Below are 21,497 nucleotides of genomic sequence, written 5' to 3'. Positions count from 1 at the left end.
GCATCCGTCTGGACGGTTCAGCTGCTGTTCGCGTCGCTCGCGCCGAAGCGCAGCAGGATCTTCCCGGCACGGCCGGGAACGGCGCTCGCGGCCGCGGCGGCGCGTGCTTCCTCGAAGGGATACACGGCTTCGACCGGGAGTGACACTTCGCCCGAACCGATGCGCTGAAGCAGTTCGCCGATCAGCGCGCCGCGCTTCGCGGCATCCATCGTCCTGCTCACGGTGCTTCCCCAGAAGCCCTTCACCGTCGCGTTCTTGAAGATGAGATCGCCCGACGAGATCTCCAGCGTGCTCGATCCCATCGCTCCGAACGACACGAGCGTGCCACCCTCGCCGAGGAGCGACAGCAGCTCTCCGGCCGCCTTCCCCCCGACCGAGTCGACCGCCGCGCGCGGTTCCGCGCCGCCGAGGATCTCAGCGGCGCGATCGCGCCAATTCGCGCCCTCAGTCGACACGACATCGCGGATGCCGAGGGCTGCGAGCTCATCGACGCCCGCATCGCGGCGCACCAGGCCGAGAACACGGATGCCGCGCGCGGGCGCAAACTGCGCGACCAGCTTGCCTACCGCGCCATTTGCGGTGTTCTGCGCGATCCAGTCGCCTGGCTGCACGTCGAGCGAGTCGAGGAGGGCGAGCGCGCTGAACGGCATCGAGATGAGCTGCGCGGCGGTCTCATCGTCGATCGCATCGGGCACCGGTACGAGCCCGGCCGCTTTGGCCAGGAAGTACTCGCTCCACGCCCCGAATGCGCCGCCGGTGACTCGCTGCCCCACCTGCAGGCCATCGACACCATCGCCGAGTGCGTCGACCACGCCGACCGCCTCGGTGCCCGATGCCGCAGGCAGTTCGGGCTTGAACCCATACGTGCCGCGTATCGTCCACAGGTCGTGGTTGTGGATGGGCGAGAGCAGGGTCCGCACGCGCACCTGTCCGGTCCCAGGCTCCGGGAGCGGGCGCTCGGCAACCTCGAGGACCTCGGTCGGATCGCCGAAAGTCGAATGGATGAGTGCGCGCATGGTGAGGCTCCTTTGCTGCCGGCGGGTCGACGAGCTCGGTGTGCCGGCGATGCACCTACAACACTAAACAGGGTCGCGGTGGGCCCGCCCGCACGGGAGTGACTCCTACAGGCATTGGAGGGGATGACGGGAATCGAACCCGCGCTATCAGCTTGGGAAGCTGAAGTTCTGCCATTGAACTACATCCCCGGCAGGCCTTTCGGCGCCCGGCCAGCATAGCAAACCGACCTCGCGTGCCCGACCGAGCGCCGAACCGGGGATCCTCGCGCAGACCGCCGCCGGTAGGCTGATCGCGTGCTGCTCTCCGACCGTGACATCCGTGGCGAGATCGAGGCCGGGCGCATCGGGCTCGACCCGTGGGAGCCCGACATGGTGCAACCATCGAGCGTCGACGTGAGGCTCGACCGGTACTTCCGGCTGTTCGACAACCACAAGTACCCGTTCATCGACCCGGCGCTCGACCAGCCCGACCTCACTCACCTGATCGAGGTCGCACCGGATGAGCCGTTCGTGCTGCATCCTGGCGAATTCGCCCTCGGATCCACGTTCGAGCTCGTGTCGCTTGCCGACGACATCGCCGCACGGCTCGAGGGCAAGTCGTCGCTCGGCCGTCTCGGCCTCCTCACCCACTCGACCGCGGGATTCATCGACCCCGGTTTCTCGGGCCACGTCACGCTCGAGCTCTCGAACGTCGCGACACTGCCGATCACGCTGTGGCCGGGCATGAAGATCGGCCAGCTGTGCTTCTTCCGGCTGTCGTCTCCCGCTGAGAACCCCTACGGCTCCGGGCCGTACGGCAACAGGTATCAGGGCCAGCGGGGGCCGACGGCATCCCGTTCGTCTCAGAACTTCCACCGCACGGATGTCGGCAGGTCCGACGCGGGGTCGCGCGGCGACTGACCTCCCCGCCTAGCCGATCACCAGCGCCAGCGAGGTGTCGCCGCACGCGAGCACGCTCTGGCCGCCGGGGAGCACCGCCGCCACGACGCCCGGATCCGCCTCCCGCAGCGGAGCGAGGGCATCCGAAAGTCCGTCGAACCGCAGGATCGAGCCCGGCTCGCGGCGGGACTCGGTGGCTGTCACGACTCGACCGGACGCGTTCACGACGGCGCACGGCGCTCCGGTGCCGCGGATCACCTGCCGAAGCTCCAGTTCCAGCCGCGCGGCGTAGGCGTCGGCTCCGACGATTCCGACCATCCGCCCCGCCGCCCGAACGGGTGTCGTGATGGTGACGGTGTAGTCGTCGGTGCAGACGTAGTCGACATACGGCCCGGTCAGGTGTCTCGTGCCGGTCCGCTCGGGCACGCGCCACCACTCGAGTCCCGTGTAGTCGCGGAAATCCTCGCTGTCGGGATCGCTGACCGCGGCGAGCCGGCGCACCCCGGCTGCGCCGCGCGCTCCGTCGCCGGCGAGCCACCACGCGAGATGCCACTGGGCGTCGGCGAGATAGCCCGGCGTCGCGACGAAGCCGGCGCCGGTGATGAGTCCCGGGCCCTCGAGGGCCGGGTGGACGAGCGCGCTGACGATCGGGTCGAGCAGTGCCGCCGTCGGTTCGGGATGCCGCGACAGCCCGGCCTCGAGAGCGTCGCGCCACGCATCGATCGTGGCGAAGATCGGGTCGATCGTCTCGGCCACGTAGGCCGCGATCGCCGGCGGGCTCATCGTCGCGGTTGCAGTCATCGTGCCGTCTCCTGGATCGGGTGGGAATCGTCACCGGTCGAGCCGCCGGCGAGCTGGACGGATGCGTCGAGTCGCAGCTTCTCGTCCACGAGCCACTCGAAGGCCGCTTCGATGTGGGTGACCGTGGCCGCGCGGGCAGCAGCGGGCGCGACATCCCGGATCGCGCGGATCACCTCCGCACGACGTCGCGCACTCTCGTCACGGTACTCCTGCTCCCGCAGGCACAGCCAGAGCACCGGGCCCGCTTCCGCCTGCAGCCGCAGCTCCTCGTGCACGAGCCGCGGTGACTGGCTGACAGCGGCCACCTCCAACTGGAAGCGGCCGACAGCGCGCCGGGCGCCGCCCGCCGTCGCGAGGTCGGCGCGCTCGTCGATCGCCTGCAGCGTCTCGAGGTCGTCCTGGCTTGCGCGGTCGGCTGCGACCTCCGCCGCCGTGCCCGCGATCGCTGCGGCGTGCAGCGCGAGGTCGCGGATCTCGATGCGGCTGAGATCGCGCAGTCGCGCGTCCATGAGGGTGCGCGCGGCATCCCGGTCGTACGTCACGAAGCTCCCGCCGTCGCGACCTCGACGCGTCTGCACGAGACCCTTGTCGCGCATGCCCTCGAGTGCCTCGCGGGCGGTGACGACCGCGACTCCGAGGCTCTTCGCGAGCTCGGACTCACTCGGCAGTCGCTCACCGTCGCGCAGCACACCGGCCACGATCGCATCGGTGAGCCGCTGCTCGACGAGTTCGGCGCGGCCGGTGGCGTCGAGCGGCGAGAAGACCACTGCGTGCGTCGCGTCCCGGCCGGTCGTGGCCTGCGGCATGTGTGCTCCCACGGATGACGGCGGCACGGATGACGGTGGCCCCGATGACCGCGGCTGGGCGGCGTTGACGGCGGCACTCCCGAGATCCGTGACACGACCGTAACACGGAAGGTCGAATCCAGACATCTGGATCCATATGATTACTCCCAGCGACATCGAGGAGACGCGAATGACCGACCAGCCCGCCATCCGGCTGACCGGGCTCACGAAGGAGTTCGGCAGCGTGACCGCCGTCGACCACGTCGATCTCGAGATCGCGGCGGGGGAGTTCTTCTCGATGCTCGGTCCATCGGGGTCGGGAAAGACGACCGTGCTGCGCCTCATCGCGGGCTTCGAGCAGCCGACGTCGGGCACGATCGAGCTGTTCGGGCAGGACGTCACCGCGAAGGCGCCGTTCGATCGCGATGTCAACACGGTCTTTCAGGACTACGCGCTCTTTCCGCACATGAGCGTGCTCGACAACGTCGCATATGGGCTCCGAGTCCGAGGGATGAAGCGTGCGCAACGGCGAGACCGCGCCATGAAGGCCCTCGCCTCCGTGCGGCTCGAACAGTACGCCGACCGCCGCCCGGCCCAGCTCTCGGGAGGGCAGCGCCAGCGCGTCGCGCTCGCCAGGGCGACCGTCGTGCAGCCCAAGGCACTGCTGCTCGACGAGCCGCTCGGCGCCCTCGACCTCAAGCTGCGCGAGCAGATGCAGGTCGAGCTCAAGCAGATCCAGCGCGAGCTCGGCATCACGTTCATCTTCGTGACCCACGATCAGGAAGAGGCGCTGACACTCTCGGACCGCATCGCGGTCTTCAACGCCGGTGGAATCGAGCAGCTCGGCACACCGCGAGACCTGTACGAGCGGCCCGCATCCCGCTTCGTCGCGGACTTCGTCGGGACCTCGAACGTCTTCGACCACGAGCGATCGCAGACGATCCTCGGTCGCGCCGGCGAGCACTCCGTCCGGCCCGAGAAGCTCACCCTCTCGCGGACGCCGCAGGAGGGGGAGGGCATCCACTCGGCACCCGGGACGGTCGTGGAGTCCATCTACGTCGGAAGCGGCATCCGGAGCGTCGTCGATCTGGATGCCGGGGTGCGGGTGACGGTGCTCGAGCCCAACGTCCGCGGCCGAGTGGACGACGACGAGCGCGGCAACCGCGTGATCGTCAACTGGCACGACGGCGATGTGATCTCGCTCTACCCGCCGGCAGGCGGCGGTTGAGCGCAATACAGGACCCATCCGCAGCACCCGAGAGAAGCAGGAGAGGAACCATGAGAGGCATCACAACGATGCGGCGCGGCTCGATCGTCGCCGCCATCGCGATCGGCTCGGTCGCCGTGCTCACCGCATGCGGCACGAGCTCCGGAGGCGGCACCGCCGCACCGGAGGCCACCGAACTCGGCGACATGGAGTCGTCCGTGTCGATCCTGGCGTGGCCGGGCTACGTCGAGGACGGATCGAACGACCCCGCCGTCGACTGGGTGACCCCGTTCGAGGAGGACACCGGCTGCGAGGTCGTGTCGAAGAGCTACCCCACATCGGATGACGCGGTCAACCTCATGAAGACCGGCGACTACGACGTCGTCGCCGCGTCGGGCGATGCGACGCTGCGCCTCATCGCTGCGGGGGACGTCGCGCCGATCAACACCGATCTCATCCCCAACTACGCGGGCATCTTCGACTTCCTGAAGGATCAGGCGTGGAACTCCGTCGACGGTGAGTCGTACGGCGTGCCGCACGGCTACGGCGCGAACCTGCTGCTGTACAACACGGATGACGTGACCCCTGCGCCGACGTCGTGGGATGTCGTGTTCGACAAGGCGAGCGAGTACACCGGCAAGGTCACGGCGTACGACTCGCCGATCTACATCGCCGACGCCGCCGTGTACCTGATGGCGCACCAGCCCGACCTCGGCATCACGAACCCGTACGCCCTCGACGAGACGCAGTTCCAGGCGGCCGTCGATCTGCTGAAGGAGCAGCGACCCCACATCAGCGAGTACTGGTCGGACTACCTCAAGGAGATCAGCGCGTTCGAGACCGGTGATTCCGTCGTCGGAACGACGTGGCAGGTCATCGAGAACTCGCTCGAGGCCGAGGGAGCGGCGACCGACGTCGTGCTGCCCGAAGAGGGCGCCACCGGATGGTCGGATACCTGGATGATCGCATCCGAGGCGAAGAGCCCGAACTGCGCCTACGCATGGCTGGACTACATCGCGAGCCCCGAGGCCAACGCCACGGCGACCGCGTACTTCGGCGAGGCGCCGTCGAGCGAGGCGGCATGCGACTTCCGCGACGACTGCGAGGCGTACCACGCCGGTGACGCCGACTACGCATCGCAGATCTGGTACTGGACGACGCCGATCGCCGACTGCGTCGACGGCCGCACGGATGTCGAGTGCATCGACTACGCGCAGTGGACGCAGGCCTGGTCAGAGATCAAGGGCTGACCGCACGACCGAACCGGAGCGTCGGGTGGCGGCCGCACCCGCCACCCGACGCCCCCACATCGCCTGAACCCAGGAACGGCACATGACGACCGACGTCTCCACAACCCCTCGGGCCTCCGGCTCCGAGCCCGGGCCTGCTGGGGTCCCGACGCCTCGCCGCGGCATCGGTCGTCGAACGTCGTCGTTCCTCACCACGCATCCTCGCGCGAGGCTGACGCTGCTGCTGTCGGCGCCGCTGTTCTGGCTGGGCGTGGTCTACATCGTGGCGCTGGTCCTCCTGCTGGTGACCGCGTTCTGGAGCGTCGACAGCTTCACCGGCGAGATCCAGACCCAGTTCACGCTCGACAACATCATCACGGTGCTCACCGGGTCGCTCTACCAGACCGTCACGCTGCGCACGCTCGGTGTGGCGCTGACGGTCACCTTCATCGACGTCGCCCTTGCCCTGCCCATCGCGTTCTACATGGCGAAGGTGGCCTCGCCGCGCGCGCAGCGGATCCTCGTGATCGCGGTGCTGACGCCGTTGTGGGCGAGCTACCTCGTGAAGGCGTACGCGTGGCGATCCGTGCTGTCGCAGGACGGCATCCTGGAATGGATGCTGGCGCCCTTCGGACTGCACACTCCGGGCTACGGCCTCACGGCGACGGTCATCACCCTCTCGTACCTCTGGCTGCCGTACGTGATCCTGCCGATCTACGCGGGGCTCGAGCGGGTGCCCGACTCGCTGCTCGAGGCCTCCGCCGACCTCGGCGGCAGGACATGGCGGACGCTTGCCCTCGTGGTGTGGCCGCTCACGCTTCCCGCGATCATCGCGGGCACGATCTTCAGCTTCGCGCTGTCGCTCGGCGACTACATCACGGTGAACATCGTCGGCGGCGCGAACCAGATGCTCGGAAACCTGGTCTACACGAACGTCGGCGCAGCGAACAATCTGCCGCTCGCGGCGGCGATCGCCCTCATCCCGATCGTCATCATCTTCGGCTACCTCGCCCTGGTGCGTCGCACCGGTGCGCTGAACAACCTCTAGGAAGCGGACATGCGACTCGGAAAGCCTGCGCGAGTGATCCTCGCCGTGGTCACCGGCCTCATCCTCGTCGCGGTGTACGTGCCGTTGTTCGTCGTGCTCGTCAACTCGTTCTCGACGTCGACGTCGTTGACGTGGCCCCCGCCCGGGTTCACCCTGGAGTGGTGGGGCAAGGCGTTCCAGAGCGCCGGCGCGATGGAGGCCGTCCTCACGAGCCTTCAGGTGGCGATCGTGGCGACGCTCATCTCGCTCGTGCTCGGAACGCTCATCTCGCTGGCCCTGCAGCGGTTCACCTTCTTCGGCCGTGAGGCGATCAGCCTGCTGATCATCCTGCCCATCGCCCTGCCGGGCATCATCACCGGTATCGCGCTCAACAACTTCTTCCGCACGATCATGGGCGTGCCGCTGTCGATCTGGACCGTGGTGATCGCGCACGCGACCTTCTGCATCGTCACGGTCTTCAACAACGTGATCGCCCGCCTGCGACGAACCGGCACGAGCCTCGAAGAGGCGTCATCCGACCTGGGTGCCGGGATCTGGACGACCTTCCGGCTCATCACCTTCCCACAACTGCGGTCTGCACTCCTCGCCGGTGGACTGCTCGCCTTCGCGCTCAGCTTCGACGAGATCATCGTGACGACGTTCACGGCCGGATCCGGCGTCACGACGCTGCCGATCTTCATCCTGAACAACATGTTCCGCCCCAACCAGGCGCCCATCGTGAGCGTGATCGCGGTTGTGCTGGTCGTGGTGTCGATCGTGCCGATCTACATCGCGCAGCGGTTGTCGGGTTCGGAGCAGCAGCGGCGATAGCGATGGTTCAGTGCGCGGTGCGCACCCCGATCTCATCGTGCACGAGCACGGCGGCGACCCTCGCCCCCTGGCCTGCGGCGACGATGAGCTGCTGCGGGCCGGGGGCGACGGCATCTCCTGCCCCGTAGAGGCCCGCGACAGACGCCCGCCCCGAGCGATCCACCGCGAGGTGCCCGTCACCGTCGAGCTCGACCTCGAGATCAGCGAGGAAGTCGAGCGCGGCGCTCCAGTGCGGACGCACGAATCCGCCGGCGATCTCGACCCGTGATCCGTCCTCGAGCCGCACAGCGCCGACGGCGCCTCGTTCGCCTTCGAGGTCGGCGATCCGGCGGCGCTCGACGACGATTCCGGATGCCGCGAGCTCCGCCTCCTCGACCGGGTCGACGACATCCGCCCCGTTCGTGAAGACGGTGAGCCGATCGGTCCACCGCGCGATGAGCCGTGCCCGATCGGCGAGGTCGGGCGTCTCGCCGATGAGTGCGAGCGCCCGGTCCTGCAGCTCCCACGCGTCGCACGCAGCACACGAGAACACCGACATGCCGTAGAAGGCACGGATGCTCGGGATACCCGGCAGCGTCTCGCGGAGCCCCGTGGCGACGATGACGGCGCGGGCGAGGACGGATGCGGGTGCCTTGCGGCCCTCGAGCGCGACGACGAACCGGGCTTGGGCTGCCGACCTGCAGGATGGTTCGGTCACGGCGGTGACGCGGGTGCGCCCGAGGACTTCTACCAGTGGGTAGGCAACGAGCTCGGCGCGGGCGAGGCGGCGCAGCTCGTGCGGCGGCACCCCATCGCGGGTCAGGAAGCCGTGCGAGTTGAGCGTGGCGGCATTGCGCGGGCGATCCGCGTCGACGACGAGCACACGTGCGCGCGAGCGGCCGAGATTCAGTGCCGCCGACAGGCCGGCAGGCCCACCGCCGATGATGACGGCGTCGTACAGCGCGGCGTCGTATACGTCATCACGCATGCTCGGTCGCCTGCGGTGGAAGAGCGGCGACGAGGGGATGGTCGCCCGCGATCACACCTGTCTTGGCGGCGCCGCCGGGTGAGCCCACCTCGGCGAAGAACTCGACGTTCGCTGTGTAGTAGTCCCGCCACTCGTCGGGCACATCGTCTTCGTAGTAGATCGCCTCGACGGGGCACACCGGCTCGCAGGCTCCGCAGTCGACGCACTCGTCGGGGTGGATGTACAGCATCCGATCGCCCTCGTAGATGCAGTCGACCGGACATTCGTCGATGCACGCACGATCCTTCAGGTCCACGCACGGCAGCGCGATCACGTACGTCATGCGAGCGGTTCGAAGCTCGACAGGTCGAGCGTGGCGATCTGCTCGGGCGCATAGCTGCTGAGGCGCACGACATCTCCGACGACGACGACCGCAGGCGAGCGCACGCCGCGCTCCGCCGCCTGGTGGGCGATGGTGGCGAGCGTGCCGATCGTCACGCGCTGGCTCGGCCCGAACCCGTCCTCGATGATCGCGACGGGGCATCCTGCGCCGCGCTCGCCGCGCGCGAGGGTGATCGCGGCATGAGCGAGAGTGCCCACGCCCATGAGCAGCACCACGGTGTGGTCGCGGCCGCCCCCGAGTTCGCGGATCTGGTCGTGCCCGGTCGCGACGGTGAACGCGGTCGCGACGCCGCGATGTGTGAGCGGGATGCCGGCGAGCGCGGGCACCGAGATCGCACTCGTGACGCCCGAAACGACCTCGACGTCGACCTGCGCCCGACGGCAGTGGTCGAGCTCCTCCCCGCCGCGCCCGAAGACGTAAGGGTCGCCGCCCTTGAGCCGCACCACTGTCTTGCCGTCGCGGGCGAGCTGGACCAGCAGGGCGTTGATCGCATCCTGTGGCACGGCGTGATGGCCGGGAAGCTTTCCGACGTCGATGACCTCGGCCCGCAGTTCGACACCCTCGGCTTCGAGGCCGTCGAGCACCGCACGGGCACCGAGCCGATCGGCGACGATGACGTCGGCGGCCTCGAGGGCACGCAGGCCCCTCACGGTCAAGAGTCCCGGGTCGCCCGGGCCGGCGCCCACGAGCCAGACTTTGCCGCCGGAAATCGTCGCGGTCATCGGGAACCTCCTGAGATGAGCAGCCCGCGGCGGCGCAGCATCCTGCGCTCGATGGGGCCGAAGAAGACGAGTTCGATCAGGATGCCGATCGCGAGGATCAGCAGGATGGTCCCGAGTACGCCGGCGAGATCCGCGAGTTCGCGCGACTGCTGCAGCATCGAGCCGAGGCCGAAGCCGATCGTGCCGCCGACGGCGATGATCTCGGCGGCCATGAGCGACCGCCACGAGAATGCCCACCCTTGCTTGAGGCCCGCGAGGTAGCCGGGCAGTGCGGCAGGAAGGATGACGGATGTCGCGAGCTGCGCCCGGCTCGCCCCGAGCACCGTGCCGACGCGCCTGAGCTGCGGGGGAACCTGGTCCACACCGGCGATGAGGCCGTTGACGATCGACGGGATGGCGCCCATCAGGATCACGAAGTACACGGTCGCGTCCGACAGACCGAACCAGATGATCGCCGCCGGCACCCACGCCACCGAGGGGAGTACCTGGAGGCCGGAGATGATCGGTCCGATCGCACGACGCAGCGGGCGCACCTCGGCGAGCAGGAGACCCAGCGGCGTGCCGACGACGACCGCGATGAGGAAGCCGACGATGCCGCGCTCGAGGCTCGTGGTGACCGCCTCCTGCAGTCTGCCGGACTGCCACGCCTCGCCCATCGCCGCGAGTACGTCGAGGGGTCCGGGCACGATGTCGGGCCGGGGCTGCGCGATGACGACGTAGAGCTGCCACACCACGATGAGGAACGCGACGAAGATGAGGGGCGGCAGCACGCTGGTCGCGAAGCGCCGCCAGCGCCCGGGCGTGCTGGTCGGATCGGTCTGGAGGCGATCCAGACCCGCGGCGAGGCTGCGAAGGTCCTCTCCTCCCGCGACCGGGCGCACTTCGACCTCGACGTCACGCGGCATTTCGGCGGATCTCCTTGCGCAGCTGATCGGTGATCTCGATCGAGAGCGCGGCGACCTCGGGCGACTCGATGCGCCGCCCGGCGGTCTTCGCGATGCGCCACTCACCGGCCACCCGACCGGGGCGGCTCGACAGCAGGATCACGCGCTCGCCGAGGCGGGCCGCCTCGCGGACGTTGTGGGTGACGAACACGATCGTGCGGCCCGTGGCGCGCCAGACGCGCTCCAACTCCTCGTGCAGGAGGTCGCGGGTGATCGCGTCGAGCGCGGCGAACGGCTCATCCATCAGCAGCACCGGGCGGTCCTGCGCGAGCGCGCGTGCCAAAGCAACGCGCTGCCGCATCCCGCCGGAGAGTTCGTGAGGACGCTTCTCCGCGGCATCCGCGAGATTGACGGTGTCGAGCAGCGCGAGCGCCTTCGAGCGACGCTCTGCCCGCGGGACTCCCCGCAGTCGCAGAGCGAGTTCGACGTTGCGCCGCGCGGTCAGCCACGGCATGAGCGCGGACTCCTGGAACATCACGGCCGAGCCCGCGGCCGGCGTCTCGATGTGTCCTGCCGTCGGCCGGTCGAGACCCGCGATGAGGTTGAGGAGCGTCGACTTGCCGCATCCCGACGCGCCGAGCAGGCATACGAACTCCCCGGGCGCGATGTCGAGGTTGATGTCGTCGAGCACGAGCGGTCCCTCGCCGAAGCGCTTGCCGACGTGCTCGATGCGCACGGCCGGCTCGACCGGCCGCGCCGGCTCTCGCACCGGAGTGACGCTGTCGAAGCTCGGGGCGAGCGGGCCGGCGACGCGGATGCCCGGTGCCGCACCGTCGAGATTCGACGATGCGGCACCGGAAGACCTGCGAGCCGCTGAGGTCACGGCTATTCCTCTCCGAGCCCCGCCGCCGACACCGGCTCCTCGCCGGCGGCTTCGAGCAGTCCGTTGAGCAGGGTCAGGTCGAACAGCCCGTCGATCGAGCCCTCCTTCTGAGTGCCTGCTGCAAGCCCGTTCTCGACGAGCGTCTGGAACGTGTCGGCATGCGGATCGACCGAGAAGGTCACGTGCTGGAGAGCCCGTTCGATGACGGCATCGTCCAGCGGCTTGCCGGTCTCGGCCTCGAGGGCGTCGTTGATCACGCCGGGCGCATCGTCGGGGTTGTCGGCGATCCACTGGACGGCCGCGATGTGTCCTTCCAGCAGGTGCTCGACCACGGTCGGGTGCTGCTCGAGGAAGTCGGCGCGCACGAGCAGCACGGTCGTCGGGAACTCACCGTCTGGCCAGAGGTCCGCCTCATCGACCAGCACGTGAGCACCCGCGTCGAGGATCAGTCGCGACACCCAGGGCTCCGGCAGCCATGCGCCGTCGATGTCGCCCTGCTGGAACAGCGTCAGCGTCTGGGCATTCTCGGTCGGTGTGATGCTGACGTCGCCGCCGCCTGTGGTGTCCGTCTCGTATCCCTCGTCAGCGAGCCAGCTGCGCAGCGCGACATCCTGCGTGTTGCCCAGCTGCGGTGTGGCGAGGGTCGTGCCCTCGAGGTCTGCGGGCGCGTCGATCCCGTCGCGCACGACGAGTGCGGCACCACCGGTCGCGGCGCCGGCGACGATGTGCGCCGACTCTCCCGCGGACTGGATGAAGGTGTTGATCGACGGGTTGGGGCCGATGTAGGTGGCGTCGATCGCGCCAGCGGACAGCGCCTCGATCGCAGCGGGACCGGCATTGAAGACCTGAGTCGTGATGTCGACGTCACCGAGGGCATCGGCGAACAGGCCCTCCTCGAGGCCCACCAGCGCCGGTGCGTGCGTGACATTGGCGAAGTAGCCGAGACGGAGCTCGGTGACCGGCTCCTCCTCGGCAGGGCTGCTGCCCGCGGCGGATGCGCAACCGGCCATCATGGCAGCCACAAGTCCAAGAGTGGTGATCGTCGTCGCGGTGCGGATGGTGTTCACGGTTCGCCTCCTTCAGGTGGGTATTTCGATGGGGTGAGCTGCTCGACTGGTTCAGTCGCGCACGATGCCGGCGGCGAGAGTCGCGCCGTCGGACGGATGGATGACGAGGAACGAGCCCCCGTGGCGGTTCGAGGAATAAGGCTCGAGCGGCAGGTCGGCCGACAGGCGCAGACGCGCGCGGCCGATGTCGTTGGTGCTGAGCTCGTCGGCCGGCTCGTGCGTGAGGCGGTCGAGGTCGTAGCGCGAGTCGATCTGCTGCAGGATGGCCTGCACAGTCGCGGTGCCGTGCTTGACGAGCACGCGCGCTCCGGTCGACAGGGTGCGGGAATCGAGCTGGAACAGCTCGGCATCGATTTCGCGGCGCGCCGGAGGAAGAGTGCCCGCCGCGACGACGAGGGCGCCTCGAGCCACATCGACGTCGTCGGCGAACTGGAGAGACACGGACTGCGGTGCCCCGGCTTCGTCGACATCCGTGCCGGCGGCCTGGATGCCGGTGATCGTCGTCGCGATGCCGGACGGAAAGATCTCGACCCGATCACCGATCCGGATGCTGCCCGAAGACACCCGCCCCGCTACCGCGCGGTAGTCGCGCAGCCGCTCCGCTTGGAGCGGGTCGTCGGCGAGATCGGGCGAGAGCCCGCCCTGCGGACGCAGCACGAGCTGCACCGGCAGGCGGAACGGCCCGGGCGCCCGGTCGTCGAGCCGCGACGAAGGAGCGTATCGAGTCACGAGCTCGTCCTGGGTCGGTAGCGACTCGAGCAGTTCGAGCAGAGCCGGACCCTCGTACCAGGGCGTGCGCTCGGACCGCTCGACGATGTTGTCGCCTTCGAGCGCCGAGACGGGCAGGACGTGGACGTCCTCGATCCCGAGTTCGGCGGTCACTGCGCGCACGTCAGCCTCGACCGGCGAGAACGCATCCTGTGAGAAGCCGAGCAGATCGATCTTGTTGACCGCGACGATGACGTGTGGCACGCGCAGCAGCGCGAGGACGGCAAGGTGGCGCCGCGTCTGCTCGAGCACTCCCTTGCGGCCGTCGATCAGCACGACGACGGCATCCGCGGTCGTGGCGCCGGTCACCATGTTGCGCGTGTACTGCACATGTCCGGGACAGTCGGCGAGGATGAACGACCGCGACCCGGTCGAGAAGTAGCGGTAGGCGACGTCGATGGTGATGCCCTGCTCGCGCTCGGCCCGCAGGCCGTCGGTCAGCAGCGCGAAGTCGAAGTCGCCGTGCGCGAACCCGCGCTCCGCAGAGGTGCGCGCCACCTGCTCGAGCTGGTCGGCCAGGATCGCCTTGGAGTCGTGCAGCAGCCGCCCGACGAGCGTGGACTTGCCGTCGTCGACCGATCCCGCCGTCGCGAACCGGAACAGCGTGGGCTCGGACTCCCGGTCCCCTCTACCGGTTACGGACGCGACACGCCGTGTCGGCCCTGCGCCCCGCGGCGTGTCCCGTCCGTAAACGGTGGGGGTGGCGGTGGAGGTGGGGGTGGGGGTGGAGGTGGCGAGATCGGGCATCAGAAGTACCCGTCCTTCTTGCGGTCTTCCATGGCTGCTTCGGAGATGCGGTCGTCGGCGCGGGTCGCCCCGCGTTCGGTGAGCGTCGAGCGCCCGACTTCGACCACGATCGAGGCCAGGTCTGCGGCATCCGACTCGACGGCGCCGGTGCAGCTCATGTCGCCCACGGTTCGGTATCGGACCACGCGTCGCTCGATCGTCTCTTCGGCTCGGGCGGGGGAGAACTCACCGACCGCTCGCCACATGCCGTCGCGCGCATACACCTCGCGCTCGTGTGCGAAGTACAGCGGTGGCAGCGGGATGCGCTCGCGCTCGATGTAGCGCCAGACATCGAGCTCGGTCCAGTTCGAGATCGGGAACGCGCGCACGTGCTGGCCGGGCGTGTGACGCCCGTTGTACAGGCTCCACAGCTCCGGCCGCTGGTTGCGCGGATCCCACTGCCCGAACTCGTCCCGCAGCGAGATGATCCGCTCTTTCGCGCGAGCCTTGTCCTCGTCGCGCCGCGCACCCCCGAAGACGGCATCGTGCCGGCCGGCCGCGATCGCGTCGAGGAGCGGGAGTGTCTGCAGTGGGTTGCGGGTGCCGTCGGTGCGCTCCTGCAGTCGCCCATCGTCGATGTAGTCCTGAACCCGCGCGACCTCGAGCCGCACCCCGAGACGTTCGACGGTCTCGTCGCGGAACGCGAGCACTTCGGGGAAGTTGTGCCCGGTGTCGACGTGCAGCACCGGGAAGGGCACGCGGCCAGGAGCGAACGCCTTGGCGGCGAGGTGCAGCACCACGACCGAGTCCTTGCCGCCCGAGAACAGCAGCACAGGGCGCTCGAATTCGGCGACGACCTCGCGGATGATGTGGATGGCCTCGGCCTCGAGCAGGTCGAGGGTCGAGAGGCGGTGACTTCGGCTCGCCGGCCCGCGAGCATCGGTCGCTGAGCCTGTCGAAGCGTCCGATGCACGCCCGGACCCTTCGACAAGCTCCGGGACCTGACTGAGGGCGGCGTCCACGGCGGTCATAGGTGCAGCCCGCATTCGATCTTCGAGAGGCCGGCCCATCGACCCGAGCGGGGGTCCTCGCCGGCTGCGACCGGCTTGGTGCACGGCTCGCAGCCGATCGAGGGGTACCCGTTCGTCACGAGCAGGTTCACCGGAACCTGATGGGCACCGGCATAGTCGAGCAGGTCGTCGAAGGTCCACGCGGCGACCGGGTTGACTTTGACCAGGCCATTTCGCGCATCCCAGGTGACGAGGGGCGTGTTCGTGCGCGTGGGAGCCTCTTCGCGGCGGACGCCGGTGAACCACAGCTCGTAGCCGGCGAGTGCGTCCTTCAGCGGTGCGACCTTTCGCATCTCGCAGCACAGCGTCGGGTTGCGGTCGTGCAGCTTGGCGCCGAACTCCGCGTCCTGCTCGGGGACAGTCAGCTGCGGCAGCACGTCGACGATGCGCACGTCGAGCACGCGACCGACCTCGTCGCGGGTGATGCGGGTCTCGGCGAAGTGGTAGCCGGTGTCGAGGAACAGCACGTCGACGCCCGGCAGCTGCTCGGCAACGAGGTGCGGCAGCGCGGCATCGGCCATCGAGCACGCGACGGCCGCGGCATCCGCCCCGAAGTTGCGGGCGACCCACGCGACGACCTCGGCGGGGGATGCCTCATGGTCGGTCAGACTGCCGAGCTCGAGGTTGCCCTGCTCGGCGAGCGCCTCGAGCTCTTCGGCGGACCGCTTGGTGGCGAGACGTGGGGCGAGGGACACGGTCATTGGATCCTCCACTCGCTGCCGTTCGACACGGTCGATTCACAGGAGATCGCGCGTTCGAAGGAGACCCCGCTCGCCATCCGTCCTTCGAACGGCAGATCTCCGCCGGAGTGCGCGATCCCGCGCAGCGAGCTACTCATTGCAGCGCCTCCTCTTCGGCGCGATGGGCCCACTCGGCGAACGTCTCGTCGGTCGCAGCATCCCGATCCGCGAGAAATCGCGTGACCACGCGCTCGACGTACACCGCGATACCGTCTGCGGTCACCTTGAGGCCGCGGACGGTGCGGCCGAGTTCGGCTTCGTCGCGGTGCTGCGAGGCGAGCCCTCCGCCGAGGTGCACCTGGTAGCCGGGCACCTGCTGACCGGCGTCATCCATGATGAGCTGGCCCTTGAGCCCGATGTCGGCGGTCTGGATGCGCGCGCACGAGTTGGGGCAGCCGTTCACATGCAGGCTGATCGGATGCGGCAGGTCGAACTGGGCGAGGCGCTCCTCGAGCTCGAGCACGGCCGTCGTCGCGAAGCCCTTGGTCTCGACGATGGCGAGCTTGCAGAACTCGAGCCCCGTACACGCGATGGTGCCGCGGCGGATGAGGCTCGGACGCGCCTGAAGGCCCAGGTCGTCGAGGCCGGCGATGAGCGACTCGACATGGTCTTCGGGAATGTCGAGGATCACGAGCTTCTGGTGCGGGGTGGTCCGCAGTCGCGAGGAGCCGTGTGATTCGATGAGGTCGGCGAGCTTCGAGAGAGTCGGGCCCGAGACGCGGCCGACGATGGGCGTGACCCCGACGTAGAAGCGCCCGTCCTTCTGGCGGTGGACGCCGACATGGTCGCCCTGCGTCAGCGGCTTCGGCGCCGGGGGGCCGTCGGGCAGGGCATAGCCGAGGTACTCGTCCTGCAGCACCTGGCGGAACTTCTCGGTGCCCCACTCGGCGAGGAGGAACTTCAGCCTGGCCTTGTTCCGCAGTCGCCGGTACCCGTAGTCGCGGAAGATCTGCACGACGCCGTGCCAGACATCCGCCACCTTTTCGGGAGCGACGAACGTGCCGAGACGCTCGCCCAGACGCGGCGCGGTCGAGAGCGCACCCCCGACCCACAGGTCGTAGCCGATGCCGAGCTCGGGATGCTGCACCGCGACGAACGCCACGTCGTTGATCTCGTGGACGACATCTTGGCTCGGATGCCCCGTGATGGCGGACTTGAACTTGCGCGGGAGATTCGCGAGCGACTCATCGCCGATGAACCTCGAGGTGATCTCGTCGATCTGCGGCGTGGGGTCGATGAGCTCGTCGGCGGCGATGCCGGCGACGGGCGAGCCCAGGATGACGCGGGGCACGTCGCCGCACGCCTCGGTCGTGCCGAGGCCCACACCCTCGAGTCGGCGCCAGATCTCGGGCATCGCCTCGACTTCGATCCAGTGCAGCTGGATGTTCTGACGGTCGGTCAGGTCGGCGGTGCCCCGGCCGAACTCGGTGGAGATGTCGCCGATGACGCGCAGCTGCTCGGTGGTCAGCTGGCCGCCGTCGATGCGGACGCGCAGCATGAAGTACTCGTCCTCGAGCTCTTCCGGTGAGAGCGTGGCGGTCCTGCCGCCGTCGATCCCGGGCTTGCGCTGCGTGTAGAGGCCCCACCAGCGGAAGCGGCCGTGCAGGTCGGTGGGGTCGATGCTCGAGAAGCCGCCGGGGGCGTAGATCTTCTCGATGCGCTCGCGCACCGCGAGTCCGCCGTCGACCTGCTTCCACTCCTCGTTGCCGTTGAGCGGGGTGGTGCCGTCGATCTTCCACTGCCCGTTGGGCTTGGATGAGGGTCGCGGGGGCCGGGCCGGCGCGTGCTCGGGGCGCGGCGCACCGGCGTGCTCATGGGTGTCGCTGATCGTCACGGTGGCCTCCGAATGTCCCGAGCGTCCTCGGGGCGGACTCTGAAGCAGCCCACCCCGTGAGCGTAGGAGCCGATCGCGCGGCGGCCTATCGATGTGTCAAGGGGCGTTACGGGGCGTAACGCGGCGACACACAGTTGCTTATCGAGCCGGAGCGCTCATTGTTCCGCGGCGATCGCGGCGCGGTAGCGATCCACGACGATGTCGACGAGGACGGAGGGCGGTTCGTCGTCGTCGAGGAGAGGTCGTGCGACCGGCGAGCCTGCTGCGATGCGCACGGCGAGGTCGTGGAAGTAGCCGGGTGCGAGCAGATAGTTCGCGACGACGACGCGCGCTGCGTTCCCGCGGGCCGACCCGACTGCGGCGCCGAGCCGCGGCTCTGCAGCCGCGAGGAATCCCACCGTGACCTCGCGCGACAGCGCCTCAGCGAGCATGGCACCGACTGCGCGGCAGTCGTCGTTGGCGCGCTCGTCGCTCGAGCCCGCCACGGCGAGCACGACGCCGTCGGTGTCATGCATGCCGAGGGCGCCGAGCCGCTGCAGCAGCACCTCCACAAGGCGGGCGTCGGGCCCGAGCGCCCGTGCGATCACGACTCCCTCGCGACCGGCGGACTGCTTCCTCAGGTCGACGCGCACGTGGTACCCCGCCGACAGCAGCAGGGGGACGATCACGACGGGCTTCCCGGCGGGGAGTGCGTCGAGGGATGCCGCGACATCCGGCTGCTGCACGTCCACGTGCCCGAGGCGCACAGTGACGTCGGCGAGCCGCTCCGCGACCGCGTCGGCCAGTCGACGGATGGCGGACTGACCCGCTTGCGACGCGGTGCCGTGCGAGATCGCGAGGAGTGCGGGCTGGGTCATCTCCCTATCGTGCCCGACGGCGCCGGGACGTCGAGCTCGGAATCGGGGTGGGCAGCCTCTTCCAGCGCCGGTTCGCGCGACGCGGTCTCGCGTGCAGCGGCCTCGCGCGGAGCGATCTCGACCGCGTGGGTGCGCGTCGCTGCGGTGGCGCGGTCGACGCCGTAGAGTCCGCCCGTGACGAGTCCGACCACGGCGTCGAGCACCGGGTCGCACGCGAGCAGTCGCACGTGTCCCAGTCCGGTCGTGCGCACGAGGCGTGCGCGGTCGCGATGCGATTCGAGCAGTGCGAGCGACCACGTCGGCGAAACCTGTCGGTCGGTGTCGTCGTGGGCGAGGAGGAGTTCGAGGTCCGCGGGGAGCGGGTCGGCAGTCGCGTCGTAACGGCGGATGAGGGATGCCTCGTCCTCGCCGATGCGGTGGCGGAAGTCCGCTTCGAAGTGCCGGCGCGTGGGCTCGTCGAGCCGCATCGCATCCGAGAACTCGCTCAGGAAGGCCGCGGGGCTTCCCGCTGAGGCGATCGCGGCGACCGACGCCGTCGTGACGCCCTGTCGGGCCGCGGTGAGGGCGGCCAGTCCTCCGAACGAGTGACCGACGATCGCGCGGAAGCGCCCGTGCGCGGCTTGAAGCTGGACGGTCGCCGCGACCCAGTCGCGCAGATCCGTGCGCCGGCCGGGTGAGTCGCCGTGCGCGGGGGCGTCGAATGAGACCACATGCAACCCCTCGGACACGAGCTCGCGCACGAGCGGGCCGAACTGCGAGGCACGTCCGCGCCAGCCGTGCAGCAGGAGCACGGTGTCGTCGCCTCCGCCCCATCGGTACGTGACCAGTTCGTGCCCTCGAACGCGCACGGCCCCGCGCCGAGCGCTGTCGTGGGTGGCCTCGTCGGCGGAGCGCACCGGCATCCGTCCTGCAGTGGAGAAGAACGCCGCCAGAGCAGCGCGGCCTCCGAGCCGGGGCGAGATCGCTGATGCGGCGGCCACGGCGCGGCGAGTGGTGGCGAAGGTGTCGGTCATCGGATCCTCCAAGTGTACGAACGATCGTACGTAGACTACACGAACGATCGTTCGTACACTAGTGTCATGACAGTTGTGACAGAGGACCGCCGCCGAGCTCGCGGCGATGCGTCGCGGCGTGAGATCCTCGTGCACGCGACCGACATCGCATCGGTGGAGGGGCTAGACGGCGTGACGATCGGGCGCTTGGCCGAGGCGTCGGGCCACAGCAAGAGCAGCATCGCCACCCTGTTCGGAGGCAAGGAGTCGCTGCAGATCGCCGCTGTCGCGGCGGCGGCGGACATCTTCCGCGAGCACGTGGTGTATCCCGCACGTCAGGAGCCGCGCGGTGTGCGACGGCTCGCCACGCTGCTTCGGCGGGCACTCGATTACTCGCGCGAGCGGGTGTTCACGGGTGGATGCTTCTTCGCGGCGACGGCGGCCGATGTGGACTCGAAACCGGGACCGGTGCGCGACGCCGTGCACGGCTGGCTGCGCGATTGGTACGGGTACCTCGAGGCGCAGCTGCGCCACGCGGTCGCCGCGGGTGAGCTGGCGCTCGACGACGAGGCGATCGAGCAGCTCGCCTTCGAACTCATCTCGCTCGACAACGAGGCGAACGCGCGATCGCTCATCGTCGGCAGCGATCGACCGTACCGCCTCGCTGCACGGGCCATGCGCGAGCGCCTTCTCACGGCCGGAGCCACCGCCGGGGCGCTCGCCGCCCTCGAGGCCTGACCCCGACGCGAAACCACCCCTTCTCGCCGAGTCCATCCCGGACGGCGGAGCCGTCGAGAGTGGGGGCGGGAAGGGGTGGTCTGGACAGGTCAGGGCTAGGAGGCCGACTGTCCGCGGGTGTAGCCGGCGTCGAAGCCCCGCTCGTACGCGCGCTCGGCGTCGTGGCGGTCGCGACCCTGACCCCGGCCGTGACCCTCGCGACCGGGGTGACCGTGGCCGTGCCCGCCGTGGGCGTGGCAGTCACCGTGATCGCCGTGATGACCCGGGTGACCGTGCCCCCGGTGGTGGTGCGGGTGGTCGGCGTGGTCGTGCATCGCATCGGGGCCGAAGCCCTCGCTGAATCCGCGACGCGCGCCGGGGCCGAAGCCGCGCGAGCCAAAGCCCGCACCGAAGCCGGGGCCGAAGCCCTCTCCGAACCCGCGGCCGAAGCCCTCGCCGAACCCGCGACCGAAGCCGGGTCGGAAGCCACCCCCGAAACCGCGGCCGAAGCCGGCCCATGGGCCGCGCTCGTTCTCATCCCACCCGAGTTCGCGTGCGATCGCCTCGAGCGAGGCGAGCGTGGTGGCGAAGTCCTCGGGTGAGACTGCTCCCGCGACGCGGGTGCGGATGCCGTCGACCACGGCGCCGAGGCGCTCCTTGGCGGCGCGCCCGTCATCGGTGAGGGTCCAGGTGCCGTCGCCGGCCTCCTCGACCCAGCCGCGCTGCTCGAGGCCGCGCAGCCGCTTGCCCTTGCGGGCAAGGCGCTCCGCGAAACCCGGAGCCTCCACGTCGCCCGAGATGAGGTTCAGCAGCATCCAGTCGCGACGGCTGACCCCCGCGTCGTCGAATGCGCGAGCGAACTCACGCGTGATGTAGGAGTCGACCGTGCGCAGCCAGTAGCCGATGGGACGGCGGTCGGCGCGGAGGTTCTCGCCGCCGCCAACCCCCGAGTCGTCAGAGTTCTCTGCGTTTTGCGTGTTGTCCGTGTTTTCGGTTTCCATCAGGAAGTCCTTTCATAGTGCGACGCGAAGAGGCCGCTCGGAGCTCTTCCCGGTAATTGCATGTCGAAGAGCATGTGTATGTAGTGTGACATGAAGTTCTGACATATGTCAA

At 69.3% G+C, this 21,497-nt stretch carries 22 protein-coding genes and 1 tRNA gene; 6 read left to right on the top strand and 17 right to left on the bottom strand.

Features of this window, described 5'->3' with window-relative positions:
- Positions 1–17: 17 nt before the first annotated feature.
- Both ABD188_RS03450 and ABD188_RS03445 read right to left on the bottom strand, forming a co-directional pair.
- Positions 18–1,016 carry a zinc-binding dehydrogenase gene (locus ABD188_RS03450; RefSeq protein ID WP_344058550.1) on the bottom strand — a complete coding sequence of 333 codons (999 nt, stop codon included), beginning with the start codon at positions 1,014–1,016 and terminating at the stop codon, positions 18–20.
- Between the two features lie 115 nt (positions 1,017–1,131).
- Positions 1,132–1,205 (bottom strand) — tRNA-Gly (locus ABD188_RS03445).
- Between the two features lie 105 nt (positions 1,206–1,310).
- Between ABD188_RS03445 and dcd the strand changes: the two genes are divergently transcribed.
- Complete coding sequence (dcd, locus tag ABD188_RS03440; protein ID WP_344058548.1) at positions 1,311–1,916, top strand: dCTP deaminase; 606 nt, start codon at positions 1,311–1,313, stop codon at positions 1,914–1,916.
- Between the two features lie 9 nt (positions 1,917–1,925).
- On the opposite strand, the gene ABD188_RS03435 is transcribed toward dcd, so the two are convergent.
- Together ABD188_RS03435 and ABD188_RS03430 are read right to left on the bottom strand one after the other, a co-directional pair.
- A complete protein-coding gene (locus tag ABD188_RS03435; RefSeq protein ID WP_344058546.1) occupies positions 1,926–2,696 on the bottom strand; it encodes a PDC sensor domain-containing protein in 771 nt (256 codons plus the stop codon).
- The gene (locus ABD188_RS03430; protein ID WP_344058544.1) at positions 2,693–3,502 is read right to left on the bottom strand and encodes a FadR/GntR family transcriptional regulator; all 810 of its coding nucleotides are present in this window, start codon (positions 3,500–3,502) and stop codon (positions 2,693–2,695) included. The genes ABD188_RS03435 and ABD188_RS03430 overlap by 4 nt, the downstream gene beginning before the upstream one ends.
- Positions 3,503–3,671: 169 nt before the next feature.
- On the opposite strand from ABD188_RS03430, the gene ABD188_RS03425 reads away from it, so the two are divergent.
- From ABD188_RS03425 to ABD188_RS03410, 4 genes are all read left to right on the top strand, one after another.
- Positions 3,672–4,709, top strand: coding sequence for an ABC transporter ATP-binding protein (locus ABD188_RS03425; protein WP_344058542.1), 1,038 nt, complete (start codon positions 3,672–3,674; stop codon positions 4,707–4,709).
- 50 nt (positions 4,710–4,759) lie between these two features.
- Positions 4,760–5,938 carry an ABC transporter substrate-binding protein gene (locus ABD188_RS03420; RefSeq protein ID WP_344058540.1) on the top strand — a complete coding sequence of 393 codons (1,179 nt, stop codon included), beginning with the start codon at positions 4,760–4,762 and terminating at the stop codon, positions 5,936–5,938.
- Positions 5,939–6,020: 82 nt separating this feature from the next.
- Positions 6,021–6,965 carry an ABC transporter permease gene (locus ABD188_RS03415; protein ID WP_344058538.1) on the top strand — a complete coding sequence of 315 codons (945 nt, stop codon included), beginning with the start codon at positions 6,021–6,023 and terminating at the stop codon, positions 6,963–6,965.
- 9 nt (positions 6,966–6,974) lie between these two features.
- A complete protein-coding gene (locus tag ABD188_RS03410) occupies positions 6,975–7,775 on the top strand; it encodes an ABC transporter permease (protein WP_344058536.1) in 801 nt (266 codons plus the stop codon).
- A gap of 7 nt (positions 7,776–7,782) precedes the next feature.
- On the opposite strand, the gene ABD188_RS03405 is transcribed toward ABD188_RS03410, so the two are convergent.
- The 12 genes from ABD188_RS03405 to ABD188_RS03350 form a co-directional block, all read right to left on the bottom strand.
- On the bottom strand, positions 7,783–8,742 hold the full coding sequence (locus ABD188_RS03405) for an NAD(P)/FAD-dependent oxidoreductase (protein ID WP_344058534.1): 960 nt from the start codon (positions 8,740–8,742) through the stop codon (positions 7,783–7,785).
- Positions 8,735–9,064 carry a ferredoxin gene (gene fdxA / locus ABD188_RS03400; RefSeq protein WP_344058532.1) on the bottom strand — a complete coding sequence of 110 codons (330 nt, stop codon included), beginning with the start codon at positions 9,062–9,064 and terminating at the stop codon, positions 8,735–8,737. Before fdxA ends, ABD188_RS03405 begins: the two co-directional genes overlap by 8 nt.
- The gene (gene cobA / locus ABD188_RS03395; RefSeq protein ID WP_344058530.1) at positions 9,061–9,846 is read right to left on the bottom strand and encodes a uroporphyrinogen-III C-methyltransferase; all 786 of its coding nucleotides are present in this window, start codon (positions 9,844–9,846) and stop codon (positions 9,061–9,063) included. The genes fdxA and cobA overlap by 4 nt, the downstream gene beginning before the upstream one ends.
- Positions 9,843–10,751, bottom strand: a complete 909-nt coding sequence (locus tag ABD188_RS03390) for an ABC transporter permease (protein WP_344058528.1) — start codon at positions 10,749–10,751, stop codon at positions 9,843–9,845. Before ABD188_RS03390 ends, cobA begins: the two co-directional genes overlap by 4 nt.
- Entirely contained in the window at positions 10,741–11,466 is a 726-nt protein-coding gene (locus ABD188_RS03385; protein ID WP_344066841.1) for an ABC transporter ATP-binding protein, read from the bottom strand. Before ABD188_RS03385 ends, ABD188_RS03390 begins: the two co-directional genes overlap by 11 nt.
- Before the next feature lie 149 nt (positions 11,467–11,615).
- Positions 11,616–12,680, bottom strand: a complete 1,065-nt coding sequence (locus tag ABD188_RS03380) for an ABC transporter substrate-binding protein (RefSeq protein ID WP_344058525.1) — start codon at positions 12,678–12,680, stop codon at positions 11,616–11,618.
- Between the two features lie 51 nt (positions 12,681–12,731).
- Positions 12,732–14,195, bottom strand: coding sequence for a sulfate adenylyltransferase subunit 1 (locus ABD188_RS03375; protein WP_344058523.1), 1,464 nt, complete (start codon positions 14,193–14,195; stop codon positions 12,732–12,734).
- Positions 14,195–15,205, bottom strand: a complete 1,011-nt coding sequence (gene cysD, locus ABD188_RS03370) for a sulfate adenylyltransferase subunit CysD (protein WP_344058521.1) — start codon at positions 15,203–15,205, stop codon at positions 14,195–14,197. The genes ABD188_RS03375 and cysD overlap by 1 nt, the downstream gene beginning before the upstream one ends.
- On the bottom strand, positions 15,202–15,945 hold the full coding sequence (locus ABD188_RS03365) for a phosphoadenylyl-sulfate reductase (RefSeq protein ID WP_344058519.1): 744 nt from the start codon (positions 15,943–15,945) through the stop codon (positions 15,202–15,204). The genes cysD and ABD188_RS03365 overlap by 4 nt, the downstream gene beginning before the upstream one ends.
- Before the next feature lie 133 nt (positions 15,946–16,078).
- On the bottom strand, positions 16,079–17,818 hold the full coding sequence (locus tag ABD188_RS03360) for a nitrite/sulfite reductase (RefSeq protein ID WP_344058517.1): 1,740 nt from the start codon (positions 17,816–17,818) through the stop codon (positions 16,079–16,081).
- A 155-nt stretch (positions 17,819–17,973) separates the two neighbouring features.
- Positions 17,974–18,675 (bottom strand): sirohydrochlorin chelatase, encoded by a 702-nt coding sequence (locus ABD188_RS03355; protein WP_344058515.1) that lies wholly within the window; start codon positions 18,673–18,675, stop codon positions 17,974–17,976.
- Positions 18,672–19,688 (bottom strand): alpha/beta fold hydrolase, encoded by a 1,017-nt coding sequence (locus tag ABD188_RS03350; RefSeq protein WP_344058513.1) that lies wholly within the window; start codon positions 19,686–19,688, stop codon positions 18,672–18,674. Before ABD188_RS03350 ends, ABD188_RS03355 begins: the two co-directional genes overlap by 4 nt.
- 66 nt (positions 19,689–19,754) lie before the next feature.
- Here ABD188_RS03350 and ABD188_RS03345 point away from each other — a divergent pair, with 66 nt between their 5' ends.
- The gene (locus ABD188_RS03345) at positions 19,755–20,405 is read left to right on the top strand and encodes a TetR/AcrR family transcriptional regulator (RefSeq protein ID WP_344058511.1); all 651 of its coding nucleotides are present in this window, start codon (positions 19,755–19,757) and stop codon (positions 20,403–20,405) included.
- A 95-nt stretch (positions 20,406–20,500) separates the two neighbouring features.
- Here ABD188_RS03345 and ABD188_RS03340 read toward each other — a convergent pair whose 3' ends face one another.
- Positions 20,501–21,385 carry a MarR family winged helix-turn-helix transcriptional regulator gene (locus ABD188_RS03340; protein WP_344058509.1) on the bottom strand — a complete coding sequence of 295 codons (885 nt, stop codon included), beginning with the start codon at positions 21,383–21,385 and terminating at the stop codon, positions 20,501–20,503.
- Between the last annotated feature and the right edge of the window lie 112 nt (positions 21,386–21,497).

It is taken from the genome of Microbacterium pumilum, assembly GCF_039530225.1.
GTDB classification, from domain to species: domain Bacteria; phylum Actinomycetota; class Actinomycetes; order Actinomycetales; family Microbacteriaceae; genus Microbacterium; species Microbacterium pumilum.
The sequence above is the reverse complement of the archived record's forward strand: the minus strand, read 5'-3'. Positions and strand labels throughout refer to the sequence as shown.